Origin of the sequence: Psychrobacter sp. UBA3480, assembly GCF_002377945.1 — a bacterium.
GTDB lineage: Bacteria > Pseudomonadota > Gammaproteobacteria > Pseudomonadales > Moraxellaceae > Psychrobacter.
The window spans coordinates 427,081-451,592 of record NZ_DFQV01000020.1 but is presented as its reverse complement, the minus strand read 5'-3'; the positions used below and the strand labels follow the sequence as shown (position 1 = coordinate 451,592).

The following is a 24,512-nucleotide window of genomic DNA, read 5'->3' as shown; positions in this document are numbered from 1 at the left end:
CCCACTGTTCTCTACACCGCCACATCTAAACTTCTAGGATAAGAATGTATGCGCGGACGTCCAGCATAGTCACTTCGACCATTATCAAGTAGCCATTCAACCACTTGTTCGCGTACTCGTCTACTATGAATCAAGTTCATATGATTGACGCCGTAGAATACCGCTTTATGACCATCTGGCACAAACAAAGCATGCTCAGCGTCATCCTCGCCCAACGCTGAAGCCACTGATACCAAACTGTCTCCGAGCAGATCCGTCACTTTAGAATCATAATGCGTCTCAAGCAAAGCACTGGCGACAAAGTAAGTTTTAATACCACTTGGCAAGCGTGCAGGATGACGGAAATCTTGTGGTAGTACGCTACGTCCTTCTAATGCTTTCCAATCTGCATCCCGAATACTGCCATGACGTAGATCGATAATACCGGCACTGCGCATATCACCGAGCTTGGCCAGTGAGCCTGCAAACGGCAGCTTGGCGATGATGTCTTGCACATAATTACCGATACGCTCAAGGACTGCCCCATGATGTGGCGAACCTAGCGTGATGAGATTGCCCACGCGCTTGATCCAGTCTAGGCGATCTTGCTCACCATAAAACAGTGCGCTGCGAGAGACCAAGCCGCCCATACTATGTCCAACCAGATCTATCTGACTGATATCTGGGTTATCATCGACCAGCGCTTGCAGTAATTGAGAGAACTTACGGCCGCTACGCGAGATACGGCGACCTGTGTTGTAATCCAAATATAACACCGTGGTATCAGGCTGGCTGATATGAATGGCATCACCTAAATCATTATCCGCTTGTGCTTGCCAGCTCAAATGACTCATACATAAACCATGGCACAAAATAACGATACGGCCAGATAGTACCTCATTTTGTGGCTTGCCGTCTTGAGTGTAGAGCATCATCGGAATGGCGAGCGCATTTTGATTATTGACCAGATGGTCACCCATGACACCATTGAGTACATTCACCAGTTTTTTTAGTGAATCTGGTAGTGGTTGCACTGACTTTTGGAGAATCAGGTTTTTATATATGCGTAGTACAGACGCCAGATTATTACCAACCATCTGCATGACATGACGTATCGTGCCATAGATACGTCCAGTAAATCCGCGCGACCATTTATTTAAATGTTTGTCATTGAAGCGGCCTAGCGGACGTAAGATAACTTCACGATGGATGGCTTCTACGATTTCTGTAATCTCAACCACACCCATGGTGGCAAGCTGAGCCAATCCTTCAAAAAAATCAGCCAAAGACACAGGTGTTTTGTTGATTTCATCACTGTCATCCGAATCTGCCAGTAGCTTAACCAGCTCATCTATATCAATGGCTTCGAGTTGGTCGATTTGCTCATATAGATGACTGTGTAGCGGTACACTCGCATCTGGGACAAAATGCGCATCGAGCTCGTGATGAGTACGAGTATAGCTGCTATCATTTTGAGCGTCGCTGTCCCTAACACTGTCGTTGTAAAACACCTTTGGACTGCTCATAATATTTGCACATTCAGCGAAAAAAGTAATGTTCTATATTATCCTGTAACTGCAGCAAATAGAAGCGAATGGTTTGACTTTAGAGCGGGATGACGACTAGCAGAGCTAGATAGGTGATAGACGGTCTCGTTAGCCATCAAATCAATATAATAATAAAAAATCCCAAGCCTTAACTTGGGATTTTTATGGTTGTGAGCATTTTGGTTGTGTCTAATATACGCTTACAGCTTATCTATCTATGTCGTGCTATCAGCCGTATCAAATGATTCTGCCAGTATGACATCACCATCCTCGCGAGTAATCATCACAGTCGCTGAGCGAGGAATACTACCGCCAGCGACAGCGCCCCATGTGTTGCCCGGATGCTGGATGTTGATAAACAGCGTTTTGAAATCTGGTGCCATGGTGATACCTGTTACTTCGCATCCTTCAGGACCGACAAAGAATCGTTTGATATTGTCATTGCTGGCAGATGTGCCGACTCGGGTCGACTGCCCTGCCGATGTGGTCGTCATCGACCCATCACTGACCTTACCCGGCAGAGCCGCAAGCAACATACAGCTACTGGTATCGGTGTAAGCGCCGTCGTCTGTCTGAATCCACAAGACACCGCGCGGGTCAAAATACAGTCCATCAGGTGAAGAGAAGTCATTATTATCATTTAACTGAGAGAGGTTTTCTGCTGATAAGTCACTTGGCGCACCAAACAGATAAATATCCCATTCAAAGCTCGTTGCGGCATGGTCACCGCCTGCTTCTGCCCAGCGAATAATGTGACCATTGTCATTACCAAGTGCTTTTCCGCTTGACTGATAGCTACGCGGATTGGAAGCTGAGACAGGCTGATCGTCACGTACGCCGCGATATTTGTTATTGGTCAATGTCACATAGACATCGCCCGTCATAGGACTGACTGATACCCATTCAGGTCGATCCATCTTAGTAGCACCAGCAGCATCGGCAGCGGCACGGGCGAAGACCAATACTTCATCTTGTCCATTGAATGGCAGTACACTATTAAAAGCATCCAGTCCGTTTTGACCGTGGACAAGGGCTTTCCACTCACCGCTACCATCTTCGTTAAATACCGCCACATATAGCGTGCCGTCATTCAGATATTTGTCACCTGCTTTTAGTCCGCCGCCGATGTCCGAGTTTGACCACATCGCTTTGGAGACAAACTTATAAATGTACTCACCTCGGGCGTCATCACCCATGTAGAATACCACTGGCTTACCTTGCTCGACAGGAGCATACGCGCAGTTTTCATGAGCGAATCGGCCCAGTGCAGTACGTTTCTGCGGTATAGAGTTTTGGTCAAATGGGTCAATTTCAGTAATATAACCAAAAGTGTTAAAGCCATAGCGATAATCTTCAGCAGCACTGGCACCAACTGCGGTCATATCCCAGCGTGAAAACTCATCTGCTATTTTGGCATCCTTTGCCTCTGGGGTATGCCATAGATACTCCCAACCTGGGAAGTCCTCCACTGCACCGTAGCGCTCGCGCGCATAGTTATCACCAGCGCTCAATTGGCTCGCATCTTGTCCACGGGCAAACACCCCCAAGAAGTTCTCTTCGGTAGTCAGATAGGTGCCCCAAGGTGACAGACCTGCGCCGCAGTTGTTATTGATACCACGAGTCTGATAGCCTGTCGGGTCAAACTTGGTCTTGACCAGAGCAGAGCCTGCCACAGGGCCAGCCAATTGCGCTGTTGTACTACTGGTAATACGGCGATTGTATTTAGAGTCAGATACCATCTCATAACCCATACCATCTGCGCGGCGAGTTAACTCAACCACTGAGACGCCATGACAGTTGACTTCACGGCGTACGTCGCTCGCGAGACGACGGTTTTGAAAAATAGGCGCAGCATCGTTATCTTGAGTGACGTAATAGCCAAATGGACTAAGCTCACTGCTGTTAACGTATTCATGGTTCATGACTAGCAAGCTATTTTCTGACGCTTTGGCATCGTAAGCGTTACCGTTCTTGCCAAAGAACCACATCCCATCATGGTTGTCACCCATACGCCATTCAAATGACTCTGCTGATTGCTCGCGATTGTCTTTCCAGTCCTCGATACCAGAGTTCAGTGGTGTACCAAGTGGTAATATCATCTCTGCCTTGTAGCCTGCTGCTACGGTCATCGTATCCGCTGTTGAATGCGCGACTGCCTCAAACTTTAAGGTATCAGGACGCTTTAAATCACCTTGTGCAGGGATAGCGGCATTATCGTCATCACCAACAATACTGTTATCGTCGTCTTCACTACAACCGACCAAAGGTAATGCGCCAAAAAACGCAGCAGCCGTCAACCCTGTGCCACCTTTTAGGATACTACGGCGGTTCAATCGACGATTGATAATCGTCTGAAAGTCAGTATTATTAGTAGGATTTGAGTCTTCAACCACTTCGTGGGCAAGCGTTCGCTCATTGTTCAATAATGTCATTATCAGTCACCTTGCTATTAGGCTAGATTGGCAGAGAGTTGATCGCGGCTTTATAATTACGACCACAAAAATACGAATTCCGCTTAAGTCTACTCAACCTTTATGACAGCACGCTGAACAATAGGTGACAAACTGATGACAATCGAATGTACTGATGGTTATTTAAAAATAGAATGATTAGATAGTTAGCATTGTTTGGCAGTTAGAATTGTTTGGCAGTTAGCAAATTTAAAAAATAAATATAAAGGCTTAAAAACAAAAACCCCAAGCAATTGCTCGGGGCTTTTAATATGCGTCTGTTATTGCAATCAAGCTTACTGTACTTGTGATACCCACTCATGAGCACCCAGTTTTAGCTTAAGCTGATCGCCTGCTTGCAACACACCAACGCCGCTTGGCGTACCAGTCATAATCACATCACCTGCTTGCAAGCTAAAGGCGTGACTGATATTGACCAGCAATTCATAGACAGGAAATAGCATTAAGGCACTATCGCCATCTTGCATTAATTTATCATTGATAGATAGCTGATACTGTACACTTTGCAGATTGCCAAACGCTTGTGGGTCGAGCCAATCAGCAAGGACGCAAGCTCCGTCAAAACACTTAGCACGCTCCCACGGATGACCTTTTTCTTTTAGCTTGCTTTGCAAATCACGCAAGGTCAAATCCAGCCCCAATGTCACGCCACCAATCGCTTGCTGAGCTTGCTCAATCGTCGCCATAGATAAATCAGCTGATAGCTGAATACATAGCTCGGCCTCGTAGTGAGTCTCGCCAAACAGCTCTGGACTTGGGCGAACCACATCACCACGGATAGAAACCACTGAAGACGCAGGTTTCATAAATAGTATCGGCGTAGTTGGTACTTCATTGCCCAACTCTGCAGCATGTGCCGCATAGTTACGACCAACACAGACAACTTTACCAATAGAAGCACGCAGGCTTTCATTATGATTGATAACGCCCTGCTCGGCATTGACACCGGCTGCAATGGCGTTCGCTAATGACTCGTGTGGCGATTGGCTCATACTAAACTCTCCCTGTAAATGATGGCTATTTTATCAGCTGTCCATACTATATTGTCTACAGTGACTTTGACGATTTTTAGTTGCTAACTGCTAACTGCTAACTGCTAACTGCTAACTGCTAACTATGGAATCGTATTGGTCACCACATCTGGTGGTACATAACTGGCATGACGGTTCATACGTTTTTCAAACATTCTAAAGCTAAACAAGATAACCCACGACAGCAATAGATAGACGATACCAGCGGCAAAGAATAGCTCCATCAAGGTATAGGTACGCGCACTAATCGTACGAGCAACACCTGTGATATCCATCAATGCAATAGTCGAAGCGAGCGCACTACCTTTTAGCATAAAGATAACTTCGTTACTGTACGCTGGAATCACAATACCAAATGCGCGCGGCAGCGTAACGCGTGTTAGCTTTTGCCATTTTGACATACCAAGCGCATCAGCAGCTTCAAGCTCTCCAATCGGAATCGTCTGAATCGCACCGCGTATAATCTCTGCGAGATAAGCACTGGTATTCAGGGTAAAGGCGATGATGGCACACCAATATGCTTGGCTAAGTACCGGCTCCCACAAGAACGACTCGCGTACGGCCTCAAATTGACCTAAACCATAATAAATCAGGAATATCTGTACCAGCAGCGGCGTACCACGGAAAAAGAAGATATACAGGAATGGTAGTATCTGTACCACCCAATTCTTAGACAGTCGTAATAACGCCAAAACCAAACCAAACAGCAATCCAATCACACCTGAAAACAAAACCAGCTGTACGGTCAATACCGCGCCACCTAGTAAATCAGGGATATGGTCAAAAATGACCTGCCAATTCCAATCCATAGTATCTCTCCTCTACCCTATGGTCGATTGACTGTGAGTGGATTGACGGCTTATCTTTTTGGCATAGCGTGCCGCAGGATTGGCGCGCCACTCAAGCCACATCATAAAGCCAGTAATCAACATGGTCAGACCTAAATAAATAATCGCTGCTGCCATATAAAAGGTAAACGGCTGCTGTGTAGACTGTGCCGCACGCGATGACTGATACATGATGTCCTTGAGACCCACGACCGATACCAATGCGGTATCTTTGAGCAGTACCAGAAATAAATTTCCCAAACCTGGTAAAGCAATCTGCCACACTTGCGGCAACGTGATGCGATAAAAAGTCTGAAAAGGACGCATACCAATCGCTTGCGCAGCCTCTCGCTGCCCTACTGGAATCTCTTGAATGGACATGCGAAAAATCTCAGTCGCATATGCACCAAAGGCAATAGACAGTGCCATGACACCACCCCAAAAAGCGCTAATCTCGACATAGTCGTTATAGCCGAACTTTTTGAGGATGCTCATCAATAAGATAGAGCCGCCATAGTAAATAAAGAGCACCAATAGCAGCTCAGGAATACCGCGCATTGTCGCAGTATAGACAGTCGCAAGTTTACGCAGCAACCAGATATTGGACATCTTTGCGGTTGCGCCGAGCAAGCCTAGAGCCAGACCAATGATTAAACTGGTCACAGCTAGCTGTATGGTGACGGTAGCGCCGCTCAATAAAAGCGCGCCAAATCCTTGTAAGTCAAACACGATTATCCACTCAGTCTCTTTATATTAGCAATTTGCAAAATATGAGTTAAAAGAATCAGCATCAATAGCTGAACGCGGCGAAACACCGTATTTTATACCAAATCAATAGGGATGGTCGGCGTCAAAAAATGACGTCAGAAGAATACGATTAACGCTGCGATAATTGACACAGTAGAAATGAGCGCTGATTTTATCATATTCACTCGCCGTGATGTTAATACTGACGCGTAAAAGCTGTGCCTAAACCGTACTTAAACAGACACTTGCCTCTAGAGACATAAAATCAGCCGACTAAATTTGAGTAAAATTGATAGGCGGCTATTATGTATATTCGTTGCTATAACGACAAATAAAAAAGGACATCACCATGATGGCGATATCCTTTTATTGATCAAAACAATATTTTTTGACTGCTATCTTTGACTACTGTTAGCTATTAACTAGTGCTTTCTGTCGTTGGTTGCTCGCTAATGTCTGCACCTATGCCTGTATTTGCGTCTTCATCAACTGTGCTCGTTGCAGATGCTGGTACCGCAAAATACTTTTGATTGATTTTATCGTAAGTACCATTAGCTTTTATATTAGCAAGAGACTGATTGATCTTTGCTTGTAGCGGATCGCCTGGGCGTACTGCTATTGCAAAGTTATCATTAATATCGATCTCATCACCTTTTAGCGCATATTTGCTACCAGCATTTGAGCTCAGCCATTCTATAGCAGGCAGCTTATCAGAAATCATCGCATCGACACGGTTTGAACCGAGATCCAAAAACGCATTGCTCAACGTATCATAAAGCTTCATATCGGCTTTTGGATACGTGTCTTCTAGCCACTGAGATGAAATGGTTGAACGCTGTGCAGCAATAGAATGCGAGTCAATATCGCTTTTGTTACTAGGGTCAAAGCTGCTGTCTTTTTTGGCCAAAAAAACCAAGGCATTGCTAAAGTACGGATCGGTAAAGCTCACTTGCTGCGAACGCTCTGGAGTAACGGACATCGCGGCTACGATTGCATCGTATTTACCCGCTTTTAGACCAGGGATAATACCGTCCCAGTCCTGCGCCACAATTTCACAAGTAACCTGCATATCCACACAGAGTGCATTTGCTAACTCAACATCAAAACCACCCAGTGTCCCATCGGCATTGGTATAGTTAAAAGGTGCATAGGCCCCTTCTGTACCGATGCGTAATACATCACCTGTAGAGGCTGCCGTTGCTTCGGTAGCCTCTGGATTGGTATCAGTTGTACTCTCCTGGCTATTGCTACAGCCAGCAACGGTAAAGGCCGTCGCTAGCGCAAGCAGTGACATAGACAAACGACTGGCTATATTAATATTAGATTTGCCAGTCGTGGTACAGATTGGGGCACAATGGTTGCTCATGATCATCCTTGGTTTTTTCTTGAGTAAACAACACGTCTTCAAACAACAGCAGTCAAACTGCTAGATATCGTATTAGTTAGCTGGCGCTTCTTCTTCAGCGACCATTACTTCTTCGACACTATCAGTTGTTGCCACCGCTTTTTGTGCTGCAGCCGTTGAGCTAGTACCAAAATAGCTACCCGTGATTTGATCATAGGTACCGTTGTCTTTTAGCTCAGCCAATGCTGCATTGAACTTAGCAACTAACGGATCGCCTTTACGGAAAGCAATACCCATTGCATCATCATTGGTGCTGATTTCTTCACCTTTGACTTCGTAGCCTTTGCCTGCGTCTGTTTTTAACCAGTCAATACCCGTTACTTTATCAGACATCATACCGCGCACACGGCCTGAGGTTAGATCTAGATAAGCATTGTCTTGCGTATCGTATAGTTTGATATCAGCATCTGCATGCTCGTCTTGTAGGTATTGCGAGGCAACAGTTGAGCGCTGTGAGGCAATTGGTAGACCTGTTAGCGATTCTACGCTTAAGTCATCACCTTTTTTACCGATCAAGATGATACCGCTATGGAAGTAAGGGTCACTGAAATCAACCACTTCTTTACGCTCAGGCGTGATAGACATACCTGCGATAGCTGCATCAAACTTCTGTGCGTTAAGCCCTGGAATCAAACCGTCCCAATCTTGAGAGATGACTTCACACTCAGCTTTCATTTGCGCACATAGTGCGTCAACTAGCTCAATCTCGTAACCAATTAGTTTGCCATCTGCATCAGTGTAACTGAAAGGCTTGTAGCTTGATTCTGTCGCAATTTTGATATTTAAAGGCGCTTCAGTAGCGGTATCAGCTTCAGCATTTTCTGCTGGTGCTGAGCTATTATTACAACCTGCCAACATTAGCATTGCTGCGCTAAGCGGTGCTAGCCACAATGCTTTTTTGCTCATTGATGATGTCATTGAAATTGTCATAAGTTTTATTCCTTAATATATTTACCAGCTGTATCGTCAATCACTGCTTGCTGATTTATGCTTATAAACACCGTTTATTTGAAACATGCTTGGTTTTAAGCATTACTCGCATCAAACGTTACTTGTTCTAAGCATAAATCTTCAGTGAGTCATTATTGACCAAAGTTCATCTGCTCAAGACGTGCAAGCTCACCGTTACTACGGATTTCGCTCAATGCTTTGTCAAAGTCAGCTTTGAGTGAGTCACCTTTACGTACAGCAATGGCAATATTGTCATCGTTATCAATTTCATCACCAACGATACCGAAGCCCGCTGCATTTTCTGCTAACCATGATTTGGCAGAAACTTTTTCAGCCAATACCGCATCGCTACGACCAGATTTTAGATCTAGATAGGCATTGTCATAGTTGTCATACAATTGAACTGTGTTGCCTTCTTTGCCTTCGTAGTTATCCTGTAGATAAGCACCTGGCGTAGTAGAACGTTGACCACCAAGCGTTGCGTCTTTAATCGCCATAGGATCAAAACCACCATCCGTATTGGTTAGCCATACCATTGTATTGGCAAAGTACGGCTCGCTGAAATCAACTTTTTCTTGACGCTCAGCAGTGATAGACATACCTGCAATCACGGCATCATATTTTTGTGCCAATAAACCAGGAATAATACCGTCCCAATCCTGTGCAACGATTTCACACTTGGCTTGCATTTGATCACACAAGGCATTGGCAACATCGATATCAAAACCTGCCAAGCTGCCGTCAGCGTTGGTGTAGTTGAATGGAGGGTAAGCGCCTTCGGTGGCGATACGAATGGTTTTACCAGTGGTTTCTGCTGCAGGGGCGTCAGCGTTGGTATCGGTAGTTTCATCGGCAGGTTGGCTACAAGCGCTCAACATCAATGCAGCAGTAACGGTCATTGATGACCACAATAGGCGAGAATTCGACATCATACGTTCCTTAAATTCTGATGGGTTTTACATAAGTTTTTGACAGGATTTTCTGACTTAGGGTTCTGATATTTTGTTCTCTGACGTCCCTGCCAGACAAGCAATATAGATAGCAGAATAACAGGCAGCCACGAGACATGACGGCCTATAAACCTTTTGATAATACCTGAGTAAAATATCAAAAACAAACGTTTTGCATACTCAGAGTTATCATTGGGCAATAAACAGTCAACAATGGTTACGTTACAGTGATTTTATGTTTGGCAGGATAAATGGTGGCAAGCGTGTTGCCACCATCTGTATCAGACATGGTATTAGGCAAAAAACTAATAACTAAGTAGGACGGTGCGATGCCATAAAGTCTTTGACGCGTTCAGAGGTAGGGTTATCAAAGACTTGCTCAGGTGTGCCAATTTCTTCAACCACACCTTGATGTAAAAAGACGACTTTGCTTGATACTTCACGGGCAAAGCGCATTTCGTGAGTAACGATAAGCATCGTACGCCCCTCTTCTGCTAGCTCGCGCATTACCGCAAGCACTTCGTTAACCAGTTCAGGATCTAGCGCAGAGGTTGGTTCATCAAACAATAGGACTTGTGGCTGCATAGCAAGTGCACGGGCAATTGCGACACGCTGACGCTGACCACCAGATAAGTTCGCAGGATAAGCATCTTTTTTATCGAGTAGGCCGACTTTATCGAGCAGCTTTTCCGCATCGCTAATCGCTTGGTCTTTTTTAATCTTTAAGACCTGCGTTGGCCCTTCGATGATGTTTTGCAAAATGGTCTTATGCGGCCATAGGTTAAAGTTCTGAAAGACAAACCCGACGCGTGCACGCAAGCTTTCTAGCTGCTTCACATCTGCTGCTTGCAGCTCACCTGATTTGGCAGGTTTTAGCATCAGCTCTTCATTACCGATCAAGATACGACCATGATTTGGGTTTTCTAGAAGATTAATACAACGCAGCAACGTCGACTTACCTGAGCCAGATGAGCCCAAAATAGAGATAACATCGCCATCATAGGCAGTCAGGGATACCCCTTTCAATACCTCTAATGAGCCGTAGCTTTTATGGATGTCTTGTAAGTCTAGGGCGATAGGCCGAGTCGGGTTTTTTGCAGTATCAAGCATGGTTCAGCAGACTTCCAATAAATATGAGTGAAAACACGAATAAAATAAGAGCTATATCTATATATAGTACAAGCATCTAGATGCATTATCGTAATATGCCTGATGAGGCAAAGAGAAAAATGCCATATTGTCTCTTATTACGCAGTAAAAAGGCAAATATTGTATTTAACCAACGGGTTAATCAGCTTCTAACAAACCGCGAATACAAAAAAGCCCAGACTGCATTTATCGCTCTGGGCTTTATTTTATCACTTTAGAATACGAGACGTTGTGTTATCTGATAACTGCCTATTTATAGTATGTGCTTAGTACATTTAATATGTAACTAGTGCATTCTATAATATGCGATTAGTACGTCGATACATGCTCTGAGTCTTCAGTCCCATCCATCATATCTGCATCTTCTGCTGTCGCCACTGCCACATCATCGTTATTGGTAACGTCCATACCCTCATCATCGGCACTAGCAACGGCCACATTTTCATTGTCACTCGCTGTTGCACTTTCTTCTACAGAGGTTTGAGCATCTACAGTAGTATCAGCTTCAGTTTCCATCGGTGTGTCATCTTTTTTGCTACAAGCGCCTAATGCCAAAGCACCTGCGACCAAGCCAACCGTTAACCAATTTTTATAAGTTGTATTTTTCGTAGCCATGTTCGTTCTCCATTACACATCATAATAAGATTAAGTACTATCTACTGATAGCCTTGCTGTTTTAATGCTTACTATACTGAGGATATCTTGCAGCTACCTTAGTATTTACAGCGCAATTCTGTTAAAAACACGTAAAGATATAGTGTAGTACTGATAACGCGGCTATCTTAAATAAATACCGCTTAGCATGAATAATATTACTTTGAATAAGCCCCTACAAGAGCGCTACAAAGCGGATTCTGTTCACAAAATCATCTTTACTATCGTCCCAATCTGCTCTATGTTAAATAGCATAATGACCTATCGCTATTTGAGTAGGCATTCAAAACTTCTTTTTTTGCGACATTTTTCGCCTTTTTAGGTATTTTTACCTATATAAAACTGGGCGCTTTTAGTTATAAAAAACCTGTATCACATAAGGAAAATAATTTATGAATCAATCGAATACTACGGATATTACGACCTATATGCAGTCTGTCGGCAAGCAAGCACGAGCCGCTTCTCGCGCGCTGGCTGCTGCCAACACTGGCGATAAAAACTCAGCACTCTTGGCCATTCATGATGAGCTGGTCAATGCCAAACAAGACATCTTGGCTGCCAATAAAATCGATATGGACAACGGTCAAAAAAATAATCTTGATAGTGCACTCCTCGACCGCTTGGAGCTAAACGAAGCACGATTTAACGGTATGCTACAAGGTCTTAAAGACGTCGCTGGCCTTCCTGATCCAATCGGTGAAGTCACTGATATGACCTATCAGCCATCGGGTATTCATTTGGGCAAAATGCGCGTACCACTTGGTGTGGTCGGTATGATTTATGAGTCGCGCCCTAATGTAACATTAGAAGCTGCCTCACTAGCACTCAAGTCAGGTAACGCTATTATCTTGCGCGGTGGTTCTGAGGCATTTGAATCTAACCAAGCGATTGCTAAATGCATCATCAAAGGACTTAGCCATACTGATCTATCAGAACATAGCGTGCAAGTGCTACAGACGACCGATCGTGCAGCCGTTGGTGAGCTGATTACCATGACTGAATACGTCGATGTCATCGTCCCACGTGGTGGTAAAGGTTTGATTGCGCGTATCAGTAACGATGCAAAAGTACCTGTAATTAAGCATTTAGATGGTAATTGCCATACCTTTATCGATAGCGATGCTGATCCTGAAATTGCGATCAAGGTCAGTGTGAATGCAAAGACTCATCGCTACGGTACGTGTAATACCATGGAAACCTTATTGGTCGACGAGGCAGTCGCTAATGAGCTATTACCTAAAATTGCCGAAGCCATCATTGCTGCTGATGATGCGATGCAACTGCGTCTTGATGACAAATCGCAAGCTATTCTAAATGAGAATGCTAAGCTTAAAGGTCATCTATCCGCTGCCACTTCTGAGGATTGGGATACTGAATATTTAGCTCCTATCCTAGCGATAAAAGTGGTCGCAGGTATTGACGAAGCGATTGAACATATCAATACGCACGGCAGCCATCATACCGATGTCATCATCACTGATAACTATACCAAATCGCAACGCTTCATCCGAGAAGTGGACTCAGCCAGCGTGATGATTAACGCTTCTAGCCGTTTTGCTGATGGTTTTGAATACGGTCTCGGTGCTGAGATTGGTATCTCAACGGACAAAATCCATGCACGTGGCCCTGTCGGTCTTGAAGGTCTGACTTCACAAAAATGGATCGTGTATGGTCATGGCGAAACCCGTGCTTAATCATACTAGCATCGACTATCAAAACGAGTAATCAGAAACGTCAGCAATTATGCTGGCGTTTCTTCGTTTAAATCACAAGTATTTTAGTTAAGGCATTTAAATTATAGGGAGCGGTACGACCATGCAAAGTGGCAAGATTAAGCACTGGAACGAAGATAAAGGCTATGGCTTTATCGATGTAGATAATCAAAGTGAAGATGTGTTCTTTCATATTAGCAAAGCAAGACTGGCGAAACCTATAACGGTTGGTCAAAGTGTCTATTTTAACAGTGCCCGTAATGATAAAAACCAATTGAGAGCCACTGAAGTGACCTCATCTTCATTGAGCCTTGAACAAGATACTGCATCAGGTATTCCAAACTATACACCTACTAATACTAATAGCCATCACAGCACTCGTAACTCAAATCGTAGCAGTCACAATAGCAGACCCAATAAGAGAAGCTTAGGCTCTACGCTATTTAGCCTTATCGCTATCATCGCCGTCGCTTTCTATTTCTTTGGCGATTTAAATTCGACATTGCTTGCTGATAGCATCGAGTCGACAACGGTATCGCAGGACGTCACTAATAATACGAGCCAAACCATTACTGCTGGTATAACGGGTGATGCACAGGTCGATAATACGATTGCGCTTATCCAGCAAGGTGGACCATTTCCTTACCCAAATAAAGATGGCACGACGTTTTATAACCGTGAAGGCAGACTACCCGCCCAGTCACAAGGCTACTACCGCGAATATACCGTACCCACCCCTAGTGTCTCTCATCGCGGCGCACGGCGTATCGTCACAGGTGGTAACCCGCCTACTGTCTATTACTTGACTATCGACCATTATGATAGTTTCCAAAGACTACAGGTGCCTTAATATTAAACGAGCTGATATGAAACAAGCGAATACGGACCGAGAAAGTATGAACCAAGCAATCCACTACGTTAATCAAAGCCACGTGAATCAAGACCACATTAACCAAAACGGTACAGCACTGGGTACTAGCATTCCTGCGCAGGCTGTTACTATAGCCGTAGGTGACACGCTCGAAAAAACTGAGCTATTGACGAGTTTGGCCAAGGCCTGTGACTTTCCTAGTTATTTTTCGCACAACTGGGACAGTGCATGGGATTGTCTAACAGACAGTGAGGCAATTCATTTAAGGCTGGATTTGACAGACGTTAAAAGAATAAACACTGAGGACTTCAATGTCTTTAAAAGCATCATTGAGGATGCTTTTAGAGAATTTGGCAAACCGCAATTGTGGATCATCGTGCCATCTGAGGATGAAGCTTATGCGTTAGAAAATTAGTCGCTAAAAGCCTATATATTGCAAGCCCGACCGCCGATAGTCACCGATAACTATTCGTCATCATAGAAACCTGAATTCGAGATAAAGCCATATTTATCCCGAATTCAGGTTAATTTATTTTATAGAAAGGATTAACCTATGGAGATTACCTTAAACGGTTATTACACCCTGATATTGGCCACCTTAGTGCTGCTACTTGGGCGGTTTTTGGTGCGGAGAGTCAAGTTTTTAGAAGACTTTAATATTCCAGAACCGGTTGCTGGTGGTTTGGTCGCGGCGATTGTCGTCTATGCTCTCAATATGGTTTGGGGATATAGTTTTAACTTTCATCAAGGACTACAGACCGCCACCATGTTGATGTTCTTTGCGTCCATCGGTCTGAGCGCTGATTTTAGTCGACTAAAAGCAGGCGGCACACCATTACTAATTTTTACTATCGTTGTTTCAGTATTTATTGTATTGCAGGACGTCGTCGGTGTGGCCATGGCAAGTGCATTGGGACTTGATCCTCTGCTCGGTCTGGTGACAGGTTCTATCGCTCTAACTGGTGGTCATGGTACAGCAGGCGCTTGGGGCATTACGCTAGAACAAGACTACGGCGTGGTCGGTGCGACTACACTTGGTATCGCGGTTGCTACTTATGGTTTGGTCGCGGGTGGTATTGTTGGCGGTCCTGTTGCCCGCCGCTTGATTAATCGACTTGGCCTAAAACCAACGCCAGCTAACCCTGATCCTAGCGATATCGAAAAAGTTGCTGGTGCACAGTCGTTATATAGCACCAAACACGATGAGGAGTCTGCAGGTAGTAATAAAGATATCTTTGAAAGACCTGATAGCATGCGCTTTATCACCGCTTCTTCTACTATCGAAACCTTGGCACTATTCGCAGGTGCTTTGGCTTTTGCCGATGTGATGGCCATCGTTGCTGAAGGTACATGGTTTGAGCTGCCTACTTTCGTATGGGCACTGGCAGGCGGTGTCATCATTCGCAATGTACTGACGATGGTCTTCAATTTTGATATGTTTGACCGCTCAATTGATGTACTTGGTAATGCTTCTTTAAGCCTATTTTTAGCGATGGCATTATTGTCTTTGAAACTTTGGCAGTTGACCGATTTGGCAGGTCCTGTACTAGTCATATTGGTCGTACAGACCATCATTATGATTATCTACGTTTACCTGATTACCTTTAAAATTATGGGTAAAGACTACGACGCGGCTGTATTGTCAGCGGGGCATTGTGGTTTTGGTATGGGTGCGACACCGACAGCGATTGCGAACATGCAGGCAGTCACTGATCGCTATCTGCCTTCACCTAAAGCATTCTTGATTGTGCCAATGGTAGGTGCGTTCTTCGTTGATATCGTTAATGCCACGATACTACAGATATTTACGAAGCTGCCGTTTATGTAGGCTGATGCTGTTACAGATCAAAACTTAATAGATATCTAACAAATAACAAATATTAGCCATCGAAAAGCCCGCCAAGACTTATCTTGGCGGGCTTTTTTAATTATCAAGTTATAACAGAGTGTTCAATCGAACCCATTATTTATACTTTTTAATTTCACCACTTTTCACACGCGCTATGAAAGAGTTAACCTCTCTTTTCACAATTGGCATCAAGAAGTACAGACCGATGATGTTAAAGATAGCCATAGCGAACAGAGCCGCATCTGAGAAGTCGATAACAAAGCTGAACTGTACGATGGTACCGATAACAACGAAGATTAAGAAGATAAGTTTGTATATCATCTCGCCGCCTTTACCTTCACCGAAGAGGTAAGTCCAAGCTTTTAGACCATAGTATGACCATGAAATCATCGTTGAGAAAGCAAATAATAATACCGCGACAGCTAGGAAATACTGGAAGATAGGCGCCGTCTCCATGAAGGCTGCACGGGTTAGATCCACACCAGTAAGCGCTTGGGTTTGTAAGTTTGCGGCAGTGTTGACCCCAGAGATAGTAATAACAAGCGCCGTCATCGTACAGATAACAACCGTATCAATGAAAGGCTCTAATAGCGCTACTAGACCTTCAGTAGCAGGCTCTTTGGTTTTTACTGCTGAGTGAGCAATAGCGGCTGAACCAACACCTGCTTCGTTAGAGAAAGTTGCACGTTTTAAACCTTGAATCAATGCGCCAATGAAGCCACCAGCCACACCAGCACCAGTGAAGGCACCCGAGAAAATCTCGCCAAATGCAGTACCGATATGATTAAAGTTAGCAATCAGTACGATTACCGCCATAGTAATGTATAACAAAGCCATAAAGGGTACGACTTTTTCGGTAACGGTTGCGATGCGCGGCATACCACCAATGATAACCATACCGACTAAAAATGCTAAGCCAATACCAAAGAATACACTGTAGTCCGTTGGAATGCTAAACGTAGAGCTCATGACTGCAAAGGCTTGGTTGCCTTGGAACATGTTACCAGCACCAAAGGTCGCCAATATACACATGAGTGCAAAACCAACAGCCAGAAACTTACCTAATCCGCCCATACCACGTTCAGCCATACCGCGGCTTAGGTAGTACATAGGGCCACCTGATACGACGCCAGAGGGTAGTACCGTACGGTATTTAACACCTAGCGTACATTCTACAAACTTAGTCGCCATACCGAATAGGCCGACCATAATCATCCAAAAGGTAGCACCAGGTCCACCAATAGCAAGTGCTGCACCAACGCCTGCGATATTACCAAGACCAACAGTACCTGATAACGCAGTAGCTAAGGCTTGAAAATGGCTGACCTCGCCTTCTTCTTTGTTAGCGGGATTGGGATCGGTATATTTGCCTCTAACAATATCTAAAGACAAGCCTATTTGGCGAAACTGAATAAATCCAAAGTAAAAAGTGAATACGAGTGCGGCAACTAATAACCAACCCACAATGAGCGGGAAGCTGACGTCTCCAAGAGGTACTGAAAAGAAAATAAGGTCGACGAACCAGCCGAATATATTGGCCATAAAGCCATCGAGACCTGCTCCAAATGCTGCTAAACCTGATTGTTCTGCTGCTTGCGCAAGAGTCGTGCTGAGTAATAGCATCGTTGCGACTAAAGATTGTTTTTTCATGTAAATCCCTCTATTGAAAATAATATTTATATAATTATTCAATCAATTACAGCGATACTAATACAAAGTGTAACTATTTATTATAATTTGTATTAGTATTATTACTAAATGTTCAATACTGACTATATACTAATATTTTTGTATAAACAAAGAGATTTACACATTTTTCTTAATTAAACATCAACTTAGCTCCTTGAAACTAATACCAAAACTCAGTCAAGATCACTACATTTATCGAAAAATGTCGGTAGTAATCTTCAGGTTAAACAATAGACTTAAATATAATTAAAAGAGCTAAATAGCAATACCAATATAGGTTTGCGTTAAATGCTCTAATATTTATAGAGAGCAATAACAAAAAAACCGCTAAGCAAAAGCTTAGCGGTTTTTTTTATTACCATTCTAAAGTTTACTGATTTTTAGCATAGACTGGTAATTCTGCACAAATAGCTTCTACTTTAGCGCGTACTTCAGTAGCAACCGCTTCATCACCGCGACTGTCTAGTACGTCACAGATCCAACCTGCCAACTCGCCCGCTTGTGCTTCATTGAAACCGCGAGTAGTAATCGCTGGCGTACCGATACGGATACCAGAAGTCACGAATGGTGATTTTGGATCGTTTGGTACAGCGTTTTTATTGACAGTGATGTGTGCTTCACCAAGCCATTTGTCTGCTTCTTTACCCGTCATTTCTTGCTTAACGAGACTGATCAGCATCAGATGGTTTTCAGTACCGCCAGAGATGACTTCATAGCCGCGCTCTTGAACCACTTTTGCCATGGCTTGCGCATTTTTCACTACTTGCTGCTGATACGTTTTGAAGTTATCTTCTAACGCTTCTTTAAAGCAAACCGCTTTTGCAGCGATAACATGCATCAACGGGCCACCTTGGTTGCCTGGGAATACAGCTGAGTTTAGCTTTTTAGCCAATACTTCATCACGCGCCAAAATCATACCTGAGCGTGGGCCACGTAGGGTTTTGTGCGTCGTCGTTGTGACCACATCAGCGAAAGGTACTGGGTTTGGATAAACACCGCCAGCAACTAGGCCTGCAACGTGAGCCATATCGACCAATAGATACGCGCCTACTTCGTCCGCGATGTCACGGAAACGCTGCCAATCAACTATTTGTGAATATGCTGAGAAACCCGCGATGATCATTTTTGGCTTATGCTCACGCGCCAAGCTCTCTACTTGGTCATAATCAATAAGGCCAGTGCCATCTACCAATCCGTACTGTACGGCATTGTAGTTCAAACCTGAGAAGTTGATATGTGCGCCATGCGTCAAGTGACCACCAGCGTCTAAGCTCATGCCTAGTACAGTGTCATTTGCTTCTAGCAATGCTAAAAATACGGCTGAGTTTGCTTGGCTACCAGAATGCGGCTGAACGTTCACATACTCTGCACCGAACAACTCTTTAGCACGGTCAATAGCCAATTGCTCAACCACATCCACATGCTCACAACCACCATAATAACGCTTGCCAGGATAGCCTTCTGCGTATTTGTTGGTAAGGTCGGTACCTTGTGCTTCCATCACTGCTTGTGAGCAGTAGTTTTCAGAGGCGATAAGCTCGATATGGTTTTCTTGACGAACGCTTTCTGCGGCCATCGCTTCAGCAAGTACTGGATCAAAATCTTTGATAGAAATATCTTTAAACATAGTGATGTCCTAAGTAGTGACTGTCATTAAAAAACGTCATTGAAAAGAAGCTTATAGCCTGCCCACAATAAAACAACTACTGCGTCAACGTCGCTGAAGTACTATTAATACCTCTGCACGCTGTTTTTCTGCAGTCTGTTTTATGGTACGACCATTATTGTGAATGGAGTCTATTAGCAAAGATTGAAATAAGAATAAATACAGGCGACTGACCTGTTATTAACTTGACTGATTCGTCAATAAAATCGATGTACATTTGCATCGATATCATCGCGAAAGATTAAGTGTAACATGAAAATTTGTGCTGTGAGCGCAAAAAAACCTCACCTTAGGATGAGCGAATTAAATGACTATATAACACAGATAAATAGCCAATAAAATAAAGGATTTACCCGCTGAATTTTTTCTCTTGCCCGCCCTTTTATGCTGTTTTAGGCATAAAATATTTTTAAATGTGGCTAGATATAGTCGATTCAATTTAAAAGTAATACAAGGCAGCCGAGTGTAGATCTATATTAAATACCTCAAGCGAGGTTAACACAGCAATACTTTTATAGTGAAGTGATTACAAGAACGCCGGTAGGAACGTTTCACTGATCATTATCTTACGACCATGCCAGTCATAACGCGTTTGTCGTTGCCAACCGTCACTGGTATGACTGATAAAACGCTCATTTGGCAAGGTACGGCGACGCTTAAATAACACGTAGCCGATAGGTGTATTTTTCAGATGCTGAAGACGACGAGACTGACCTTTTAAACTGTTTAAAGGAAAGATACTCTGTGCTTGCACCCATGGCATTTCATCATTGCCATATAGCTGCACTTCCCGTATCCATGCCAGCATTGGACGATTTAGCATCATGCCTCGTACACCTAGCTGCTTTTTCTGACCTAAAGTCAGCGAACGATAGCCTTCAAAGCTGCGTTTTACGCGCAGCGGCTGCCCTGCCTTCTCTTCTAATATCGCAGTGAGAGAACCTTCAGCATTTAGCCAAGGTAAGAGTTCAGTAGGAGGTAGGCCACTGGTAGAACTAAAAGAATTGCTGGTCATAGTTTATGGCTAGTATTTTTTATAGGATGTTTGATAGTTAAAAGGTGCTTGCAAATAAAAGCAGAGTGAGTCAAAGCTGGTTACCGTTACGAATTAGTGCTATGAGTCACTACCATCAAATTCAGGCATATTGTCTGCATTAAAAGGCAAAGCTTCAAAGGCCTGCTGACGATACTGCGCCATATGCATTCGATCTCTGGCACAAAAATCGCCAATCGCTGGTACAAAACGTGGATCATAGATACGGTGGATAGAATGTGTCGTGGTTGGAATAAAACCACGTACCAGCTTGTGCTCGCCTTGCGTACCAGGATCAAAAGACATTAACCCTTGCTCAATAGCAAACTCGATACCTTGGTAATAACACAGCTCAAAATGCAAGCTGTCATATTCACCTAGTGCGCCCCAGTAACGACCATATAAGGTAGCATTATTATCGCCATCAGCCTTATCACCATTAACATTGTCGCTATCAGGTCTGTCATATAAGAACAAACTGCTCGCGATAATCTCACCACTGGCATCGAGTGCTTGCGCAAGCATTATATGCTCAGGCATGCTCGCTGCCAATGCCATAAAAAAATCTATCGTCAAATAAGGTTGTTGTCCGCGTACTGCATAGGTCATCACATAACAGTGATAAAAAGCCTTCCAGTCAGCATCGCTAATAGCATCGCCGCATTTTCGCTGGCAACTAATGCCCTGCTCAGCAACTTTACGGCGCTCAGCCCGAATGGTTTTGCGCTTTTTGGCTTTTAAGGTCATCAAAAAAGCATCAAAATCTGCAAATGGCTTACTGTCATTAAGTAAGTCTTTGTTTTGCCATAAGAACTGGCAGCCTTGACGCTCAAATATAGGTAGCTCAATAGTAGCTGACTCTACGCCGCTTTCTTGAGCAGCTATAGCATGCTCTACATCAATTTCAGTTGGCATAGATGTGGTGGCGATAGAGGCAAGCTCAGGTGTCACAAACAGTCCATGCCAGCTTGAGGCGCCCACTTGTTGAGCGATATCATCGATACCTGCGATGGCTGTTTTGAGAATATCTTCATTTAAGGTTTCACCTTTTGCCAACCAAACTCTTTGACCGGTAATCGGTGTATATGGTGCGCTAGTGACCAATCGCGGATAATAATCAACGCCATAGCGTGCATAAGCTTCAGCCCATGCATGATCAAATACAAACTCACCGCGATGATGGCCTTTTATAAATACTGGCATGACGGCCACAGGCTGCAATGTATTTTCTGCCGCACTGTCTACTAAGGTATCGGTGCTATCTTCACTATCGGCACTGTTAGTAGCGCCTGTGACACGATGTACCAAAATAAATATCGGTAGCCACCCTGCCTGCTCACCAATTGCTCCGGTGTCAGTCAGCGCTTGCCAAAAAGCAAATGACATAAAAGGGGTATCTGGCGTACGCCACTCTGTTTGGCTCTGCCAGCTGGTATCATTAATCAGCGCATACTCTAAACTCATATTCACCGTCACTATTATAATCGCGATATATTTATCGATAACCAATCTATTGATGACCTAGACTAGCAAATTTTTACGTCATTGCTGTCACAATTTGCAAAAACTTATCCGCACCCAATAAAAAACCACCAACGATAACGCCGGTGGTTTGTACGACTGCACTCATGGGCAGTAAGATCAATATAAAACGTCATGAAAAAACAGTAGTTGTATGGAAAAGATGATATCGAAGCCGATGACTGGTAGAATAAGGTTGTTATTAGCTTAGTATAATTCGAAACCATAGGATACGAGCTAAAACAGTATACTTAGTTCATGGTATACGATTGACATCCTATCGGATTTATAGTGGATTGATTATAATGTAGCGTCAGTGATTCACTTTTAGGCAATTTTGCGCCGACCGTTAACGTGTTGCCTTCAAATGCTTTTTTCATGAATATTATTAAAAGAAAATGTCTGACCTGTCTTAAAAATTTCTAAGAAGCTACATATGAAGTACTTGTTCTAACCATATCATGGATTATTGCATAGTATCATTGACGCATATTCAACACTATATTTGAGCTTTATTATTAACTACAGCCTAAAGGAAGATCTAACTAAAATGTCAAAAATTATTTATACAAAAACTGACGAAGCCCCAGCGCTGGCGACTCTGTCGTTCTTACCTATTGTCGAAGCATTCACTAAAACGGCAGGCGTTGAAGTTGAAACCAGCGACATCTCTGTTGCAGCGCGTATATTGGCCGAATTCCCTGAATACTTGACCGAAGAGCAACGTGTTCCTGACAACTTAGCTGAGCTAGGTCGTCTGACTCAAGATCCAAACACCAATATCATCAAACTGCCAAACATCAGTGCTTCTGTACAGCAGTTAAAAGCCGCTATCAAAGAGCTACAGAGCAAAGGCTATGCTATCCCTAACTTCCCAGAAGATCCACAAACTGACGAAGAAAAAGAGCTACGCAAGCGCTATGGCAAAAGCTTAGGCAGTTCAGTGAACCCAGTACTCCGTGAAGGTAACTCAGATCGCCGTGCTCCTAAAGCAGTTAAAAACTATGCACGCAAGCACCCACACTCTATGGGTGAATGGAAGCAATGGTCAAGCACGCATGTATCACACATGCATGGCGGCGACTTCTACGATGGCGAGCAATCTATGACATTAGATAAAGCTCGTACGGTACGTATGGAGTTGTTACTTGATGACGGTACTCAAAAAGTATTAAAGCCTAAAATTGCTTTGCTTGATAAAGAAGTCATCGACCTGATGGTCATGAGCAAAAAAGCACTATTAGAGTTTTATGAGCGTGAAATGGAAGATTGCCGCGAAGCTGGTATCTTGTTCTCACTACACGTGAAAGCGACTATGATGAAGGTCTCGCATCCTATCGTCTTTGGTCATGCAGTTAGAATCTACTATAAAGAAGCTTTCGAGAAACATGGCGCTTTCTTTGATGAGCTAGGTATCAACGTCAACAACGGTATGGCAGATCTATACGACAAGATCTCAACGCTACCAGCTTCAAAGCGTGAAGAAATTGAGCGTGATTTACATGCGTGTCAAGAGCATCGCCCACGTCTGGCAATGGTTGACTCTTCAAAAGGTATCACCAACTTCCATTCACCAAGTGATGTAATCGTTGATGCTTCTATGCCAGCGATGATTCGTTCAGGCGGTAAAATGTGGGGTGCTGATGGCAAAATGTATGACTGTAAAGCCGTCATGCCAGAGTCTACCTTTGCGCGTATTTACCAAGAAATGATCAACTTCTGCAAATGGCATGGTAACTTTGATCCAAAAACAATGGGCACCGTTCCTAACGTTGGCCTAATGGCTCAAAAAGCTGAAGAATATGGCTCGCACGACAAGACTTTTGAGTCTAGCGATGCTGGTATTGCACGTATCGTCGATATTGATACGGATGAAGTGCTACTCGAAAAACGTGTTGAGAAAGGTGATATCTGGCGCATGTGTCAGGTCAAAGATGAGCCTATCCAAGACTGGGTAAAACTTGCCGTACGCCGTGCTCGTGAATCAGATACGCCTGTTATCTTCTGGTTAGACCCATACCGTCCACATGAGAATGAGCTAATCAAAAAAGTTAGAACGTATCTAAAAGATCATGATACTACTGGCTTACATATCGAGATTATGTCTCAGGTTCGTGCGATGCGTTATACGCTAGAGCGCGTTGCTCGTGGTCTAGATACTATCTCTGCGACCGGTAACATCCTACGCGATTACCTAACTGACTTGTTCCCTATCCTAGAGCTAGGTACCAGTGCCAAGATGCTATCAGTTGTACCATTAATGAAAGGCGGCGGTTTATTTGAAACTGGCGCTGGTGGTTCTGCACCGAAGCACGTTGAGCAGCTGACAGAAGAAAACCATCTACGTTGGGATTCACTTGGTGAGTTCTTGGCATTGACGGTATCTTTGGAGCATCTTGCAAACAACGACAACAATGCTAAAGCTCAAATCTTGGCAGACACGCTAGATACAGCAACAGA

Annotated in this window: 19 protein-coding genes; 5 read left to right on the top strand and 14 right to left on the bottom strand. The window is 43.9% G+C overall.

Features of this window, described 5'->3' with window-relative positions:
• Nucleotides 1-11: 11 nt before the first annotated feature.
• The 10 genes from B2863_RS09195 to B2863_RS09150 all read right to left on the bottom strand — a co-directional run bounded on the left by B2863_RS09195 (nt 12) and on the right by B2863_RS09150 (nt 11,672).
• On the bottom strand, nt 12-1,505 hold the full coding sequence (locus B2863_RS09195) for an alpha/beta fold hydrolase (protein WP_296209583.1): 1,494 nt from the start codon (nt 1,503-1,505) through the stop codon (nt 12-14).
• Nucleotides 1,506-1,741: 236 nt separating this feature from the next.
• Nucleotides 1,742-3,958: a PhoX family protein gene (locus tag B2863_RS09190; protein ID WP_296209581.1), complete on the bottom strand. Its 2,217-nt coding sequence runs from the start codon at nt 3,956-3,958 to the stop codon at nt 1,742-1,744.
• 314 nt (nt 3,959-4,272) lie between these two features.
• A complete protein-coding gene (locus B2863_RS09185; RefSeq protein WP_414706930.1) occupies nt 4,273-4,902 on the bottom strand; it encodes a fumarylacetoacetate hydrolase family protein in 630 nt (209 codons plus the stop codon).
• A gap of 209 nt (nt 4,903-5,111) precedes the next feature.
• A complete protein-coding gene (locus tag B2863_RS09180; protein ID WP_101205569.1) occupies nt 5,112-5,837 on the bottom strand; it encodes an ABC transporter permease in 726 nt (241 codons plus the stop codon).
• 12 nt (nt 5,838-5,849) lie between these two features.
• Entirely contained in the window at nt 5,850-6,584 is a 735-nt protein-coding gene (locus B2863_RS09175; protein WP_057758316.1) for an ABC transporter permease, read from the bottom strand.
• Nucleotides 6,585-7,020: 436 nt separating this feature from the next.
• Nucleotides 7,021-7,968, bottom strand: a complete 948-nt coding sequence (locus B2863_RS09170) for an ABC transporter substrate-binding protein (RefSeq protein ID WP_296209576.1) — start codon at nt 7,966-7,968, stop codon at nt 7,021-7,023.
• A 72-nt stretch (nt 7,969-8,040) separates the two neighbouring features.
• Nucleotides 8,041-8,937, bottom strand: coding sequence for a transporter substrate-binding domain-containing protein (locus B2863_RS09165; RefSeq protein ID WP_101205565.1), 897 nt, complete (start codon nt 8,935-8,937; stop codon nt 8,041-8,043).
• Between the two features lie 152 nt (nt 8,938-9,089).
• On the bottom strand, nt 9,090-9,890 hold the full coding sequence (locus B2863_RS09160; protein ID WP_179799075.1) for a transporter substrate-binding domain-containing protein: 801 nt from the start codon (nt 9,888-9,890) through the stop codon (nt 9,090-9,092).
• A gap of 330 nt (nt 9,891-10,220) precedes the next feature.
• The gene (locus tag B2863_RS09155; protein WP_057758311.1) at nt 10,221-11,018 is read right to left on the bottom strand and encodes an ABC transporter ATP-binding protein; all 798 of its coding nucleotides are present in this window, start codon (nt 11,016-11,018) and stop codon (nt 10,221-10,223) included.
• 348 nt (nt 11,019-11,366) lie between these two features.
• Nucleotides 11,367-11,672 carry a hypothetical protein gene (locus B2863_RS09150; protein WP_296209572.1) on the bottom strand — a complete coding sequence of 102 codons (306 nt, stop codon included), beginning with the start codon at nt 11,670-11,672 and terminating at the stop codon, nt 11,367-11,369.
• 431 nt (nt 11,673-12,103) lie between these two features.
• On the opposite strand from B2863_RS09150, the gene B2863_RS09145 reads away from it, so the two are divergent.
• The 4 genes from B2863_RS09145 (at nt 12,104) to gltS (ending at nt 16,122) form a co-directional block, all read left to right on the top strand.
• Nucleotides 12,104-13,405 carry a glutamate-5-semialdehyde dehydrogenase gene (locus B2863_RS09145; protein WP_296209570.1) on the top strand — a complete coding sequence of 434 codons (1,302 nt, stop codon included), beginning with the start codon at nt 12,104-12,106 and terminating at the stop codon, nt 13,403-13,405.
• 121 nt (nt 13,406-13,526) lie between these two features.
• Nucleotides 13,527-14,273 carry a ribonuclease domain-containing protein gene (locus B2863_RS09140; RefSeq protein ID WP_296209567.1) on the top strand — a complete coding sequence of 249 codons (747 nt, stop codon included), beginning with the start codon at nt 13,527-13,529 and terminating at the stop codon, nt 14,271-14,273.
• 16 nt (nt 14,274-14,289) lie between these two features.
• Complete coding sequence (locus B2863_RS09135) at nt 14,290-14,709, top strand: barstar family protein (protein WP_296209564.1); 420 nt, start codon at nt 14,290-14,292, stop codon at nt 14,707-14,709.
• A gap of 138 nt (nt 14,710-14,847) precedes the next feature.
• Entirely contained in the window at nt 14,848-16,122 is a 1,275-nt protein-coding gene (gltS, locus tag B2863_RS09130) for a sodium/glutamate symporter (protein WP_057758303.1), read from the top strand.
• A 135-nt stretch (nt 16,123-16,257) separates the two neighbouring features.
• On the opposite strand, the gene B2863_RS09125 is transcribed toward gltS, so the two are convergent.
• The 4 genes from B2863_RS09125 to B2863_RS09110 form a co-directional block, all read right to left on the bottom strand.
• Nucleotides 16,258-17,793, bottom strand: coding sequence for an alanine/glycine:cation symporter family protein (locus B2863_RS09125; protein ID WP_296209558.1), 1,536 nt, complete (start codon nt 17,791-17,793; stop codon nt 16,258-16,260).
• A gap of 409 nt (nt 17,794-18,202) precedes the next feature.
• Entirely contained in the window at nt 18,203-19,459 is a 1,257-nt protein-coding gene (glyA, locus tag B2863_RS09120) for a serine hydroxymethyltransferase (RefSeq protein WP_296209555.1), read from the bottom strand.
• Between the two features lie 565 nt (nt 19,460-20,024).
• Complete coding sequence (locus tag B2863_RS09115) at nt 20,025-20,513, bottom strand: chorismate--pyruvate lyase family protein (protein WP_296209552.1); 489 nt, start codon at nt 20,511-20,513, stop codon at nt 20,025-20,027.
• Nucleotides 20,514-20,612: 99 nt separating this feature from the next.
• A complete protein-coding gene (locus tag B2863_RS09110) occupies nt 20,613-21,995 on the bottom strand; it encodes a GNAT family N-acetyltransferase (protein ID WP_296209550.1) in 1,383 nt (460 codons plus the stop codon).
• A 607-nt stretch (nt 21,996-22,602) separates the two neighbouring features.
• Here B2863_RS09110 and B2863_RS09105 point away from each other — a divergent pair.
• The coding region (locus B2863_RS09105) for an NADP-dependent isocitrate dehydrogenase (protein WP_296209547.1) at nt 22,603-24,512 on the top strand (1,910 nt) is incomplete at its 3' end.

What these genes read in the sequence shown, in the direction of transcription:
- B2863_RS09125 (WP_296209558.1), bottom strand. Translation starts at nt 17,793, where the DNA reads ATGAAAAAACAATCTTTAGTCGCAACGATGCTATTACTCAGCACGACT.
- B2863_RS09110 (WP_296209550.1), bottom strand. Translation starts at nt 21,995, where the DNA reads ATGAGTTTAGAGTATGCGCTGATTAATGATACCAGCTGGCAGAGCCAA.
- B2863_RS09195 (WP_296209583.1), bottom strand. Translation starts at nt 1,505, where the DNA reads ATGAGCAGTCCAAAGGTGTTTTACAACGACAGTGTTAGGGACAGCGAC.
- glyA (WP_296209555.1), bottom strand. Translation starts at nt 19,459, where the DNA reads ATGTTTAAAGATATTTCTATCAAAGATTTTGATCCAGTACTTGCTGAA.
- B2863_RS09160 (WP_179799075.1), bottom strand. Translation starts at nt 9,890, where the DNA reads ATGATGTCGAATTCTCGCCTATTGTGGTCATCAATGACCGTTACTGCT.
- B2863_RS09165 (WP_101205565.1), bottom strand. Translation starts at nt 8,937, where the DNA reads ATGACAATTTCAATGACATCATCAATGAGCAAAAAAGCATTGTGGCTA.
- B2863_RS09115 (WP_296209552.1), bottom strand. Translation starts at nt 20,513, where the DNA reads ATGACCAGCAATTCTTTTAGTTCTACCAGTGGCCTACCTCCTACTGAA.
- gltS (WP_057758303.1), top strand. Translation starts at nt 14,848, where the DNA reads ATGGAGATTACCTTAAACGGTTATTACACCCTGATATTGGCCACCTTA.
- B2863_RS09145 (WP_296209570.1), top strand. Translation starts at nt 12,104, where the DNA reads ATGAATCAATCGAATACTACGGATATTACGACCTATATGCAGTCTGTC.
- B2863_RS09150 (WP_296209572.1), bottom strand. Translation starts at nt 11,672, where the DNA reads ATGGCTACGAAAAATACAACTTATAAAAATTGGTTAACGGTTGGCTTG.
- B2863_RS09170 (WP_296209576.1), bottom strand. Translation starts at nt 7,968, where the DNA reads ATGAGCAACCATTGTGCCCCAATCTGTACCACGACTGGCAAATCTAAT.
- B2863_RS09190 (WP_296209581.1), bottom strand. Translation starts at nt 3,958, where the DNA reads ATGACATTATTGAACAATGAGCGAACGCTTGCCCACGAAGTGGTTGAA.
- B2863_RS09180 (WP_101205569.1), bottom strand. Translation starts at nt 5,837, where the DNA reads ATGGATTGGAATTGGCAGGTCATTTTTGACCATATCCCTGATTTACTA.
- B2863_RS09140 (WP_296209567.1), top strand. Translation starts at nt 13,527, where the DNA reads ATGCAAAGTGGCAAGATTAAGCACTGGAACGAAGATAAAGGCTATGGC.
- B2863_RS09155 (WP_057758311.1), bottom strand. Translation starts at nt 11,018, where the DNA reads ATGCTTGATACTGCAAAAAACCCGACTCGGCCTATCGCCCTAGACTTA.
- B2863_RS09135 (WP_296209564.1), top strand. Translation starts at nt 14,290, where the DNA reads ATGAAACAAGCGAATACGGACCGAGAAAGTATGAACCAAGCAATCCAC.